General features: G+C 77.4%; 15 protein-coding genes and 1 pseudogene. 9 read left to right on the top strand and 7 right to left on the bottom strand.

The genetic code is table 11. The features are described 5' to 3' along the window. Together ACFU74_RS31730 and ACFU74_RS31725 are read right to left on the bottom strand one after the other, a co-directional pair. Positions 1 to 762 (bottom strand): histidine kinase (locus ACFU74_RS31730; RefSeq protein ID WP_380763067.1); only part of this gene is annotated, 762 nt, incomplete at its 3' end. A 208-nt stretch (positions 763 to 970) separates the two neighbouring features. Continuing rightward, complete coding sequence (locus ACFU74_RS31725; protein WP_380763065.1) at positions 971 to 1405, bottom strand: CBS domain-containing protein; 435 nt, start codon at positions 1403 to 1405, stop codon at positions 971 to 973. 169 nt (positions 1406 to 1574) lie between these two features. Between ACFU74_RS31725 and ACFU74_RS31720 the strand changes: the two genes are divergently transcribed. The 8 genes and pseudogenes from ACFU74_RS31720 (at position 1575) to ACFU74_RS31685 (ending at position 8483) form a co-directional block, all read left to right on the top strand. Next, entirely contained in the window at positions 1575 to 2489 is a 915-nt protein-coding gene (locus tag ACFU74_RS31720; protein WP_380763063.1) for a helix-turn-helix domain-containing protein, read from the top strand. Between the two features lie 105 nt (positions 2490 to 2594). After that, positions 2595 to 3059 (top strand): VOC family protein, encoded by a 465-nt coding sequence (locus tag ACFU74_RS31715; protein ID WP_380763061.1) that lies wholly within the window; start codon positions 2595 to 2597, stop codon positions 3057 to 3059. A gap of 18 nt (positions 3060 to 3077) precedes the next feature. Then, a complete protein-coding gene (locus ACFU74_RS31710; protein ID WP_380763059.1) occupies positions 3078 to 3470 on the top strand; it encodes an MmcQ/YjbR family DNA-binding protein in 393 nt (130 codons plus the stop codon). Between the two features lie 36 nt (positions 3471 to 3506). Next, the gene (locus tag ACFU74_RS31705; RefSeq protein ID WP_380763057.1) at positions 3507 to 4631 is read left to right on the top strand and encodes a saccharopine dehydrogenase; all 1125 of its coding nucleotides are present in this window, start codon (positions 3507 to 3509) and stop codon (positions 4629 to 4631) included. Then, the gene (locus ACFU74_RS31700; protein ID WP_380763055.1) at positions 4628 to 5425 is read left to right on the top strand and encodes a TetR family transcriptional regulator; all 798 of its coding nucleotides are present in this window, start codon (positions 4628 to 4630) and stop codon (positions 5423 to 5425) included. The genes ACFU74_RS31705 and ACFU74_RS31700 overlap by 4 nt, the downstream gene beginning before the upstream one ends. A 102-nt stretch (positions 5426 to 5527) precedes the next feature. Next, positions 5528 to 6409 (top strand): annotated as a pseudogene (gene ligD, locus ACFU74_RS31695) (non-homologous end-joining DNA ligase); the annotation flags it as partial. A 96-nt stretch (positions 6410 to 6505) separates the two neighbouring features. Beyond that, complete coding sequence (locus tag ACFU74_RS31690; protein ID WP_380763071.1) at positions 6506 to 7360, top strand: DNA ligase; 855 nt, start codon at positions 6506 to 6508, stop codon at positions 7358 to 7360. Positions 7361 to 7442: 82 nt separating this feature from the next. Beyond that, positions 7443 to 8483, top strand: coding sequence for a hypothetical protein (locus ACFU74_RS31685; RefSeq protein ID WP_380763054.1), 1041 nt, complete (start codon positions 7443 to 7445; stop codon positions 8481 to 8483). Here ACFU74_RS31685 and ACFU74_RS31680 read toward each other — a convergent pair. The 5 genes from ACFU74_RS31680 to ACFU74_RS31660 all read right to left on the bottom strand — a co-directional run bounded on the left by ACFU74_RS31680 (position 8449) and on the right by ACFU74_RS31660 (position 11774). Continuing rightward, positions 8449 to 9120 carry a type 1 glutamine amidotransferase domain-containing protein gene (locus ACFU74_RS31680; protein WP_380763052.1) on the bottom strand — a complete coding sequence of 224 codons (672 nt, stop codon included), beginning with the start codon at positions 9118 to 9120 and terminating at the stop codon, positions 8449 to 8451. The two genes, ACFU74_RS31685 and ACFU74_RS31680, sit on opposite strands and share 35 nt — an antisense overlap. A 45-nt stretch (positions 9121 to 9165) precedes the next feature. Then, positions 9166 to 9513: a PRC-barrel domain containing protein gene (locus tag ACFU74_RS31675; RefSeq protein ID WP_380763050.1), complete on the bottom strand. Its 348-nt coding sequence runs from the start codon at positions 9511 to 9513 to the stop codon at positions 9166 to 9168. Further along, a complete protein-coding gene (locus ACFU74_RS31670) occupies positions 9513 to 9995 on the bottom strand; it encodes a hypothetical protein (protein WP_380763069.1) in 483 nt (160 codons plus the stop codon). The genes ACFU74_RS31675 and ACFU74_RS31670 overlap by 1 nt, the downstream gene beginning before the upstream one ends. A 68-nt stretch (positions 9996 to 10063) precedes the next feature. Further along, entirely contained in the window at positions 10064 to 10516 is a 453-nt protein-coding gene (locus tag ACFU74_RS31665; protein WP_380763048.1) for an HAD family hydrolase, read from the bottom strand. Positions 10517 to 11168: 652 nt separating this feature from the next. Next, positions 11169 to 11774: a GNAT family N-acetyltransferase gene (locus tag ACFU74_RS31660; RefSeq protein ID WP_380763046.1), complete on the bottom strand. Its 606-nt coding sequence runs from the start codon at positions 11772 to 11774 to the stop codon at positions 11169 to 11171. A 97-nt stretch (positions 11775 to 11871) separates the two neighbouring features. On the opposite strand from ACFU74_RS31660, the gene ACFU74_RS31655 reads away from it, so the two are divergent. Then, positions 11872 to 12265, top strand: a 394-nt coding sequence (locus ACFU74_RS31655; RefSeq protein WP_380763043.1) for a GNAT family N-acetyltransferase, incomplete at its 3' end; no start/stop codon positions are given.

Raw genomic sequence — 12265 nt, 5'->3', positions numbered from 1 at the left:
GCCGAGGACCACCCGGCACCGCGCCCGGCCCACGCGTATGTGGTACTCGCGGACCTCCGCGAGCGCCCGGTCGGCCGACCGGCGGGCGTCCTCGACGGCCCGCGCCGAGGCCTCCGGGTCCAGCACGCGGCACGCTTCCGCCTTCTCCAACTGCGCGCCGACGGAGGCCAGATGGTGACCGAGACTGTCATGGGCCTCCCGGGCCGCCCGGCCGCTCTCCTCGGCGGCCGACAGCTCGGCGATCCGCCGCGCGCAGCGGGCCAGCCGCGCCCGCGCCTCCTGCTCGCGCACCGCCGCCCCGGACAGCGACAGCGTCAGCGCCAGGCCGAGGCCGAACACCAGCACGTCCGACACGGCGGACGGCCGCACCCACCACCCCGGCGCCAGGACGGTCAGAGCCGCCAGCAGCAGCCCGACGCACCCGGCGGCGCAGACCAGCGCAGCCCGGCGCCCGAAGGCCGGGTACACGGTGAACGGCACCAGGACGAACAGTGCCCACGACACCCCCGAGCCGTCCGCCACCACGACCGCCGTGACCAGCGGCACCCGCGCCGCCAGCAGCAGCTCCACGGGCAGCCGCGCGGCCGGCGACCGGCCGGGACCGGGCGCCTCCAGGGCGAGCAGGGCCAGCAGTCCGCCGGCGAAAACGGTGATCCGGGCACCGCCGAACTCCCCTGCGGCGACCGCCGCATGATGGAATCCACCGGCCAGGACCACGGTGTAGAGCACGGGCGGGATCCACCGCACGGCGCGCTGTTCCATCCATCCTCCCCAGTGCCGACCGGGCCGCTCCCGACCATCGCCGGGGACTGTACCCGCAATCCCGGCCCCCTCCCCTCCCCGGCCGAAAGACTGGTCGAAGGTCATAGCGGCCCCCGGCCGGAAGCGCGTGATCCTGTGTCTTCCGGCAGACCCGGTCTCCTCGCGGGGCGGGCGTGCCCGGCCCGCGAGGAGACCGGGACGGACGGCGTCACCGCTTCATGTAGACGCTGTCCATGAAATCGACGATCTGCTGGTCCGTCAGACGGTTGCCCTCGCGGTGGCCCATCGCCAGGTCCGCCTCGCTGATCATGCCGACCAGCCGGTCGCCGTCGATCACCGGGATGCGGCGGATCTGGTGCTGCTCCATCTTCTGGAGCACGGTGTCGATGCCGTCCTCGGCCCGGACGCAGTGCAGGTGACCGCCCAGTTCCGAGGCCTTGGTGGCGGCCGGGTCCCGTCCCTCCGCGATGCACCGGACGATGATGTCGCGGTCGGTGATGATGCCCTTCAGCTTCTGGTCCTCGCCGCAGATCGGCAGCGCGCCGACGCCCATGTCGCGCATCATCCGGGCGGCCTCGGCGAGGTTCTGTTCGGCGCCGACGCACTGGGCGCCGGGGTGCATGATGTCTCGAGCAGTGGTCACGGGGACTCCTCCTCAGGCTCCTCCCCCGAGCACCGGATGGTCCGGTCCTCCCACGCTATGCACGCCGCCGACGGTCCGCGAGCGCATCGCGCCGGGGCTACCCGCGGTCACCGCCCGCCCGGGGCGCGGGGCCGCTGCCCCGGCCTCCCGGCGGGCCGATACTGGGGGCGTGACCGAGGAGTTCGCCGGGGCGCCCGGCACGGCGCCGGCCGGCCGCGGCCCGGTCGACGAAGCGGTCCGGGTGCGGCCCGCGACGGCGCTGCGCCCGTACGTGGCCTGGTACGCCGGCTACCGCCGGCACGGCCTGCCGCCCGCCCTGCACCGGGGCCTGCCCTCCCCGTACCTGACCTTCATCCTGACCCTGGACGAGCCGCTCACCATGGTCGGCCACCCGGACCCCGCGCAGCCGCCCGGCCGGTACGCCACGCTGCTCGGCGGCCTGCACACGGCGCCGGCCCTGATCAGCCACGACGGCCGGCAGTCCGGCATCCAGATCGCCGTCCACCCGCTGGCGGCGCGGGCCCTGTTCGGGCTGCCGGCCGGGGAGCTGTCCGGGCTGGACGTCCCGGCCGAGGCCGTGCTCGGCGCGGTGGCCGCCCGCCTCCAGGAGGCGGTCCAGGAGGCCCGCGACTGGCCGGAACGGTTCGCGGCGCTGGACGGCGTGCTGCTGAGCCTCGCGCGCCCCTCCGGCCGGGTGCCGCCCGAGGTGGTCCTGGCCTGGTGCGCGCTGCGGCGCAGCGGCGGCGCCGTGCCGGTGGCCGCACTCGCCCGGGAGACCGGGTGGAGCGGGCGGCACCTGCTGGACCGGTTCCGCCGGGAGACCGGCCTGAGCCCGAAGGCCGCCGCCCGGGTGATCCGGTTCGACCGGGCCCGGCGGCTGCTGGCCCTGCCCGGCCCGGCGCCCCGGCTGGCGGAGCTCGCGGCGCGCTCCGGCTACGCGGACCAGGCCCATCTGGCCCGCGAGTTCCGCGCGCTGGCCGGCTGCGCGCCGAGCACCTGGCTGGCGGAGGAGGGGCCGGAGGCGGCGAAGTTCCGAAACGTCCAAGGCGGGGCCACCGGGCCCGCGCCAGAGTGGGAGGCATGACGGCGGTCGGCCCGGCTTCCGGTCCGGTTCCGGTCCGGTTCCGGTCCGGTTCCGGTCCGGTTCCGGTCCGGGGACGGCCGCCACGATCTGGAGGAGGTACCCACCATGGACACCGACACCGGTGCCAGCACCGACACCGGCACCACGGGACCCGGAACGCCGCCCGCGCCGCAGGTCTGGCCGAGTCTGCGCGCCGGCGACGCCCGGGCGCTGATCCGCTTCCTGCGGGAGGCGTTCGGCTTCGAGGAGGTCGTCGCCTACGGCGAGGGGGAGTTCGTCGCCCACGCGGAGCTGGCGTGGCCGGAGGGCGGCGGAGTGATGCTGGGCTCCGACCGCCCGCCGGCCGAGGGCGAGGAGCCCTGGCCGGGCGGCCCCGGGACCTTCACCGCATATGTGGTCACGGCGGACCCGGACGCCCTGCACGCGCGCGCCGTCGCCGCCGGGGCCCGGATCACCAGCGCGCCGTTCGACACGGACTACGGCTCGCGCGACTTCGCCGCGGCCGATCCGGAGGGCAACCGCTGGTACTTCGGCACCTACCCGGGCGCGCCGCGGCCCTCGGCGGGCTGAGCCGTGCACTCCGGCGACGTGCCCGACGACCCCGGCGGCACCGACGACCCCGGCGGCACCGCGGCCGTGGAGCGGCTGCGGACCGTCTGCCTGGCACTGCCCGAGGTGGACGAGCGGGTCAGCCACGGCGAGCCGACCTGGTTCGCCGGGGCCGGCCGCCGGGCGCGGGTGTTCGTGATGCTCGCCGACCACCACCACGACGACCGGCTCGCGTTCTGGTGCCCGGCGCCGGCCGGCGCGCAGGAGCACCTCGTCGCCGAGGAGCCGGAACGGTTCTTCCGCCCGCCCTACGTCGGCCACCGGGGCTGGATCGGCGTGCGGCTCGACGTGGCGCCGCTCGACTGGGAGCGGGTCGAGGACCTGGTCGCGGACGCCCACGCCCTGGCGACCGGGCGGACACGGACACCTTGACGGAATTTTTAGGTCGCATGACCTATTTTCTCCGGCATGACCACCCCGACACACGTCTGCGCACCCGACTCGCTCACCCACGACCCGGAGGGCCCGGTCCTACTGGTCGGCGGCTACGGGACGGTCGGCACCGAACTCGCCCGCCTGGTCGCGGCCGAGCACCCCGTCCTGCTCACCGGCCGCTCCGCGGAGCGGGGGGCGGCACTCGTCCGCGACCTCGGCGGCGCCCCGCACGCCGCGGTCCGCCGCTGGGACCTCGCCGACCCGGCACCGTTCGAGGCGGCGGTCCGTGCCGTCGTGGGCGTGGTCAACGACCCGGACGACCGGGTGCTCCGGGCGGCCGCGGCCGGCGGGATCCCCTACGTCGACGTCACCCGCTGGACCGTCCGCCTCCAGCGGGCCGCCACCGTGGCCGCCCTGCTGCGCCCCGCCTCGCCCGTGCTGCTCTCCTCCGCCTGGATGGGCGGGGTCGTCTGCCTGGTCGCCGCCCACCTGGCTGAGCGGCTCGGCGGGGCGGACCGGGTCGAGACCGCCGTCCGCTGGGACCTCGCCGACCGGGCCGGCGCCGACTCCGTCGAGTTCATGGACCGGCTGGGACTGGACTACGAGGTCGTCCGCGAGGGCCGCCGCCGCACCGTCGCGCCGCTGAGCGACACGCGCACCGTACGGATCGGCGCCCACCCCACCCGGGTCGCCCGGATCGACACGCCCGAGCAGTTCACCCTGCCGCTCACCCTCGGCAGCGCCACCGCCACCACCCGGATCGGCTTCAGCTCCGGCCTCAGCACCCGGGCCCTGCTGGCGGCCAAGCACACCGGCTTCTTCCGGTGGGGCCGGGGCGAGCGCTGGCAGTCCGCCCGCCGCGCGCTGCTGCACTCGCCCGGCGACGGCGGCACCGCGCTGCTGCGGGTCGACGTCACCCACGGCGGACGCACCCTCGCCGCCGTCGTCGAGGACCGCGCGGGCCAGGCCCACCTCACCGCCGTCGGCGGACTGCTCGCCCTGCGCCGCGCCCTCGGCACCGACGGCTCGGCACCGGCGCCGGCCGGTGTCTCCTTCCCGGAACAGACCCCGGCCCCCGCCCGGGTCCTGCCCGCCCTCGCCGCCCTCGGGGTCGCGGTCGACATCCGGCCCGCCACGGGCTTGGATGCTGCCGCATGAGCACCACGCCCGACCGCGCCCACCAGTCGGCCGCCGTCGCCCCGCCGGCCGCCGCGCCGCCGGCCACCGCCGAGGCCACGCCTCCGGCGCCCTCCGCGCGGGCGCGCGCCGGGAGGAGCGCGGATCAGCCGGGCCTCGCCCCGGCCGGGCCCCGACCCCCGGCCAACACACCCGCGCCCCCCGCCGAGGCCACCCCCGCCACGCCCCCCGCCACGCCGCGCGGGCGGAAGGGTGCTGAGCGGCGGGAGGCCCTGCTGGACGCGGCGGAGGGCGTGCTGGTCGCCGAGGGCGGGCCGGAGCTGACCATGCGGGCCGTGGCGGCGGCGGCCGGGGTGAGGCTGGGCCACCTCCAGTACTACTTCCCCACCCACGCCGACCTGGTGGCCGCCGTGCTGGAGCGGGTGCTGCGCCGGTCGGCGGAGCGGCTGGCCCCGCTGCTCACCGCCGACGCCGAGGCCGCCGACGCCCCCGCCGCCGTGGTGGCGGCGCTGCTCGCCGAGCAGGAGGACGCCCGGCTGGTGCGGCTGTTCGCCGAGGTGTGGGCGCTCGCCGCCCGGGACGCGGCGGTGGCCGGGGCCGTCCGCGGGTTCTACGACGACTACCGGGAACAGGTGGCCGCCTTCCTCGCCCGGCACCGGCCCGAACTGCCGGAGGAGGAGCGGCGGGCCCGGGCCGGGGTGTTCGTGATGCTGATCGAGGGCGCCTCGCTGTTCCGCTCCGGAGTGGCGGCCGAACGCGCCCCGGCCACCGACGACGTGCTGCTCCGCACCGCGCTGGACCTGCTCGGCCCGTAGCGCGCGCACGGCCGGGCCGCACTCGCGCCACGCCCCCGCCCCGGGCAGACTGGCCGCAACGGACCCGGCCCGGCCGGGACGCGCGCAGCCTCGGAGGCGGCGATGCCGCAGATGGTGGTCGACGGGCGCACCCTCGCGCTCTCGCACCTGGACAAGGTGTACTACCCGCAGACCGGCACCCTGAAGGGCGAGGTGCTGCACTACTACGCCGCCGTACACGGCGCGCTGCTGCCCCACCTGGACGACCGCCCGGTGTCCTTCCTGCGCACCCCGGACGGCGTGGCGGCCGAGGTGTTCATCGCCAAGAACCCGCCGCCGGGCACACCCCGCTGGGTGCGCACGGTCGAGGTGCCGAGCAGCAGCGGCGAGCTGCGCCAGGTGGTGCTGGAGAGCGGCGCCGCCCTGCTCTCGCTGGTGAACCTGGGCTGCCTGGAGCTGCACGTGCCGCAGTGGCACGCCGCCGCGCCGGGCCTGGCGGACCGGCTGGTGCTGGACCTCGACCCGGGCGCGGGGGCGAGCGTCCTCACCTGCCGCACGGTGGCCGGGCTGCTGCGCGAGCGGCTCGCGGCGGACGGCCTGGAGGCCTGGGTGAAGACCTCCGGCGGCAAGGGCCTGCACCTGCTGGTGCCGCTGGAACCGACGCCGAGCGCCGAGGTCTCCGCCTACGCCAAGCAGCTCGCCGCCGAGCTGGAGGCGGCCCACCCGGACCTGGTCGTGCACACCATGGCGAAGGCCCGCCGCACCGGCCGGGTGCTGGTCGACTGGTCGCAGAACTCGGCGAAGAAGACCACCGCCGCCCCGTACACCGTGCGGGCGCAACAGCGGCCGACGGTGTCGGCGCCACTGTCCTGGGCGGAGCTGGACGGGGCCGGGTCGGCGGGCGAGCTGGTGTTCACGATCGCCGAGGTACCGGAGCGGCTGGCGGCGCACGGCGACCTGTTCGCGCCCCTCCTCGACCCGACGCGTGCGCGTCCGCTGCCCGCCGCCACCGCGACCCGCCCGCCCCGTGAGGCGCCCCCCGCCCCGGCCGGGCGGCCCGCCGCCCGCGACCCGGTGGTCCTGGAGCCCCCCGTGGAGGTGATGCGCCCTGCCGCCGTGCCCGCCGTGCCGCCGGCCGACGGCCTCGGCGGGTCCGGGGTGGTGTACGAGCTGAAGCTGGACGGCTTCCGCTGCGTGGCCTTCGCCCGGGGGCCGGCGCGCCCGCCGGTCCTGCAGTCCCGCTCCGGGCGGGACCTCGCCCCCGAGTTCCCGCCGGTCGCCGCCGCCGTCGCCCGGCTGCCGGCCGGGCTGGTGCTGGACGCCGAGCTGGTCGCCTGGCGCGGCGGGCGGTTCGCCTTCGAGGAACTGCTGCGGACCCGCCGGGCCAGGGCCGCCGACGACGTCGCGCTCGGGCTGGTCGCCTTCGACGTGCTCGCCCTGCCCGGCCGGGACGTCCGGGGCCTGCCGCTGGCCGACCGGCGGCGCCTGCTGCTGGCCGCGCTGGCCGACGTCCCGCCGCCCGTCCAGGCCGTCCTGGCGACCACCGACCGGGCCGAGGCGCTGACCTGGATGGAACAGCTCGCCGACACCGGGGTGGAGGGGCTGGTCTGCAAGGCCGCCGGCTCGCCCTACCGGGCCCGGGGCGCCGGACGGGTCTGGGTGAAGTACCGGCGCGGCGACACCACCGACGCCACCGTGCGCGCCGTCACCGGACCGCCCGCCCGGCCGAGGGCGGTGGTCCTGGAGCTGGACGACGGCCGGGTGCTGCTCTCCTCGCCGCCGCTGTCGCCGCCGCAGTCCCGGCAGGTGGCGGAGGCGGCGGCCGGACGGCTCGGCGCCCCCGTCCACGATCCGCAGTACGGCTCCGTCCGCCCGCTCACCGCCCCGCTGCGCGCCGAGGTGACGGTGACCGGACGGCCGCCGACGGCGATCTTCGTCCGGCTGCGCGGCGACTGAATCCCGCGCACCCGGACGAAGCCCGGCCCCCGCATCCCCGGACCCAGCACCCAGCACCCAGCACCCCAGGGAGCCCAGCACCATGGAGCACACGCCCACCCCCGCGGAGAGCGGCCCCGGCGACGGCGCGCCCGTCTACGCGGTCGGCCGGATCGGCGTCGACTTCCGCTCCGAGGCCCACCGCGACGGCTTCCGCCGGCGGCTGGCCGAAGCGGCCCCCGGCGGACCGGCCCCGGACCCCGGGGACCCCCGGCAACTGCACGACCACCTCGTCCAGAACCCCTGGGCCTCGTCCGTGCTGACCTGGACGCTCTCCCTCGACGGCACCCCGGTCTACGCCCTGGAGGCCGAGCCCGCCGTCGCGATGGAGTGGTCCGGCCCGCTCCCCGGTCCCGCGCCCGGTGGGAGCGAGGAGGAACGGCTCGCCCTGCTGCGCCGGATCGCCGCCGCCCCACCGGTGCACCCCGTCCACCGGGCACTGCGCGACGCGCTGCTCGGCCGGTCGCTCCCGGCCGGGGACCCGGGCCGCATCCGTCGGCTCACCGTGCCCGGGCGGCTCACCGACCGCTCGGCGCGGCTGTACTCCGGGCAGGTCGTGCCGGTCGTCCGGGTGAGCGCCGTCGGGCTGGCCCGCTGGCCGGAGACGGCGCTCGTCGCGGCCGCCGTGGACGCCGTGGACGCCGTCGGGGAACCGCACCACTACGACCGCGACCAGGTGACCGGGCACGTCCGCGCGCTGCTCGACAAGATCTGCTTCCACACCCGCAACCCCGGCCTGAGCCCCGCCGAGCGGGCCCTGAACCACGCCCTGACGGAGTCCGTCCTGACCGGCGGCCTGCTCGGCGCGGGTCTGCTCCCCGCCGGGCCCGGCGTCGCCGGGCCCGGCGACGAGGAACCCGAGGAAGCCCCGGACCGCCGGGCCACTCCCGGCCTCTACACGCTGGACGCGGTCACCGTCGCCCGGAGCCCGCACTGCCGGCCGGGCTCCGACTGCCAGGACGTCCTGGTGCGGTTCGCCGACCCGGCCGACGAGCGGCGTGCCAAGGTCACCTTCGTCCACACGGTCGACGTGAGCGACGATCTTCCGGTCAGCCTCGCACCGGTCCACCGCTTTCTCGGCTGACCCCCTCCGGCCCCGTGTGGCGGGAGGGCGCGGCCTCGTGGGCGACGGGCCAGGGCGGGTGCGGCCCCGCCGCCGGGCTCGCGTGCGCGAACTCGGTCACCAGCGCCTCGGTGAACGCCGGCAGGTCGGCCGGCCTGCGGGCGGAGACCAGCACGCCGGGACCGTCGCGGCAGACGTGGACCGGCTCGTCGACCCAGAAGGCGCCCGCGTTGACCAGGTCGGTGCGGATGCTCGGCCAGGAGGTGAGCGTGCGGCCGCGCACCGCGTCCGCCTCGATGAGCGTCCAGGCGCCGTGGCAGATCACCGCGACCGGCCGGCCCGCGGCGGACAGCTCATGGACGAAGGAGACGGCGGCCCGGTGCAGTCGCAGAAGGTCGGGGTTGGCGACGCCGCCCGGCAGGACCAGCGCGTCGTAGTCGGCCGGCCGCACCACGCCGACCACGTCGTCGACCGGGAAGGTGTCCGCCCGGTCCAGGTACCGGAACGCCTGGACGCGTCCGGGCCGGGTGGACACCAGCCGCGGCGTGCCGCCCGCCTCTGCGACGGCCTGCCAGGAGCCGGTCAGCTCGGCCTGCTCGGCGCCTTCGGGCGCGACCAGGAAGGCGACCGTGCGGCCGGTGAGGGCGACGAACTTCACCCGCCTCACCCGCCCCGCCCCGTCCGCCGTCCGGCCCGCACCGGCTCAGCCCACACGGCGCCCGCCGGCCCGGTCGCGGGCGTAGTGCGCGTCCAGGGCGGCCCGGCCTCCGGTCCCGTCGACGGCGGCGGGCGGCGGGGCCGAGCGCACCCGGGCGCGCGGGCAGTCCAGGTGGACGACCAGCTCCAGGTGGTCGATCCGGGAGACCAGCCCGACCGGCACCAGGACCGGGGCGCCCGGCACCCACGGCCGGGTGTCCACCAGCAGGTGGTCCCCGGCGTCCTGGTCCACGTGGCCCAGCGGGCCGTCGGTCGCCTCGACGTCATAGCCGACCAGTGTCAGATCGGCGGCGTGGTGGGAGCCCGGGCGGTACTCCCACAGGTCGGTGGTCATCACATCTCCGGATAGTCCCAGGGACGGCGCTCGCGGCGGTCCCGACCGTCGCGGCGGCCCTCCCGCTCGTCGCCGCCGTCCGTGGGCTCCCCCGGCCACCCGCGGCTCCGCGGCTCCCGGTACCCGCCGTCCGGCAGGTCGTCCGCCGTCCCCGCGCGGCCTCGCCGGTGGCGGCGCAGCAGGGCCGAGACTCCGGCCGCCAGCGCGACGCTGCCCACCCAGACCACGGCCGCGGCGACCGCCATCACCGCGCTCGGCTTGCGCACCGCGACGCTCAGGCAGATCGCCGACATCACCAGCGCCGTCATCAGCGCCCCGACCGGCACCCGGCGGCCGAGGCCGCACAACGCGCTTCCCAACCGGCTCGGCCGTTTGGCACCCATCGTGCTCAACCGCCGGTCGAGCCGGGTGTCCCGGCGCAGCTCACCCTCGATCTCGGCCAGGAGCCGCCGCTCCCGTCCGCTCAGCGCGGGTCCGTCCATCTCGGTCACCTCCGGCACTTCCGGTGACGACGTCCTCCCGTCCGGGCGAGTGCCCGGCGGGGTGCGGGCTAACCGCTCCGGCCCGCGGATGCGGTCGAAGCGGTCGGACGGCGGTCGCGGAACGCCCGGGGGCGGGCGAGCAGGCTGTCGTCCAGCACACGCAGCAGGGCCGCGGCGTCACGGTGCACCTCGACGGCGCCCGCAGCCCGCAGCTCGGGCGCGGTGGCCCCGGCGCCGAGCACGGCGACGCAGGCCACTCCGGCCCGGCGCGCGGCCCGTACTTCGGGCACGCTCCCGGCGACGAACACCGCGTGCGCGGGCTCGCCGTCCACCAGGTCGAGCGCTGCCCCGACCGGGTCGTGGCCGGGATCGGTCACGGTGAGCGCGGGAGCCCCGGCCGGCCCGGGGGCGGTCAGCACCACGGTCCAGCCACGCGCGGCGCACTCGCGCGGAAGCTCCGCGGACCCGCGTGGCGTCGCGCGCCAATCGGCCCCGAAGAGTGCCGCCGAGACGACCGTCATGGCCCACCGTTCCCGTTCCGCACCACGCACCGGCGCCCTTCCAGACTAGGCCCGCCCCCCTCGCCCCGCCCCCGCACCTCCACGGGGCAGCAGCCGACGAACGGCCCCGCCGGTCGCCCGCCCCGGCCGAGTACCGAACGCACAAGCACCCGGCGCCCCCGCCCACCCGGCCGGTCCGACCCGCCGGGCACCGACCGCGGCGGGCCGGCCCGCCCGGGCCCGGTGGCCTCGCCGGTCCGGACGAGCGTGAACAGGCTCGCCGCGGGCACCGGCCGTCACCGAACGGACCGCCCCCCACGGAAGCCGCGGTACCCGGCGGCGGGCAGCTCGACTCCGGCAGGCCCACCGGCCAGGCCGATGCGACCGAGCGGGGCCGGCGTTCCGGCCCGGAAGCCGTGCGGGCATGAAGGTGCTCCCCCTCACCGAAGGCAGAGCAAGCGCACAGACCGCCGCGCGCGGAGAGCAGCGGGCCGGGGCGAGACCAGGCGTGTTCGGCGGCCTCGCCGGACCGAGCCGGCGTCGAGGTGCCCACCCCCGCCGGAGCCGAACCACCCGCGACCGGGAAGCCTCGGCACCCGGCGGCCTCGACCACCCGGCCGATCCGACTCCGACTCCGACTCCGCCAGCATGCCGACGAACCCGCCGGGCGGGGCTACCGGACCGGATCGGCCGGGTGGGGGTCGGTGGCCAGGCGGGCGTGGAGGTGTTCGTCGTGGTGGAGGCCGTCGCCGAAGCGGAAGGAGGCCCGCAGGGTGCCTTCGAGGGGGAAGTCGCAGCGTTCGGCGACGCGGCAGGAGGCGGGGTTGTCGACGGCGTGGGCGAGTTCGATGCGGCGGGCGCCGGCGGTGGTGAAGCCCCAGCGGGTGATCGCGTGGGTGGCCCGGGTGGCGATGCCCCGGCCGCGGGCGGCCGGGAGCAGCCAGTAGCCGACCATGGCGAGTCCGTCGGCGCGGTCCGTCCACCGCAGGGCGATGGTGCCGAGCAGCTCGGCAGTAGTGGAGTCCAGGATCGCGAAGTACGCGAGGGTTCCGTTCTTCCAGCCGCCGGCCCAGCGGTCGATGCACGCCTCGGCCTGTGCCGGGTCGGCGGCGCGCAGCGGGTTCCAGAGGGCGATCTCCGGGTCGGCGGCGGCCGTCGTCAGGCTCGCCACCGCACCGCCCCGGACCTCCAGTCCCGGCTCCCACGGGTGCAGGACGATGTCGCCCAGGTCGAGCGTGGCCGGGACGAAGGCGGGCTGGGTGATGGATGCGGTGCTCATCCGCCCTTCCTATCTCCCGCCCCCGTTCCCCGGCAACGGATTAACGGAACGGCGGAATCCGATCGGCCCGACGGCCCTGGCGTGCCACGATCGGGCCATGGCCGAACTCGTCACCGCGCACACCTCCACCCTGGACCTCGACACCCTGGGGGCCGTCCGCGCCCTGCTGTTCGAGGAGTTCGACGACATGGCCGAGGAGGACTGGGAGCACGGGCTGGGCGGCGTGCACGCGCTGGTCCGGGAGGGCGGGGTGCTCGTCGGGCACGCGTCGGTGGTCCAGCGGCGGCTGCTGCACGGCGGGCGGGCGCTGCGCACGGGGTACGTGGAGAACGTGGTGGTGCGCGCGGACCGGCGCGGGCGCGGTCACGGTGCGGCGCTGATGGCGGCGTCGGAGGCGGTGGTCCGGGGCGGCTACGAGCTGGGGGCGCTGTGCGCGGCGGACGACGCGGCGGCGTTCTACGCGGCGCGCGGCTGGCTGCCCTGGCGCGGGC

This window comes from Kitasatospora sp. NPDC057500, from assembly GCF_042802195.1.
GTDB lineage: Bacteria > Actinomycetota > Actinomycetes > Streptomycetales > Streptomycetaceae > Kitasatospora.
The sequence above is the reverse complement of the archived record's forward strand: the minus strand, read 5'-3'. Positions and strand labels throughout refer to the sequence as shown.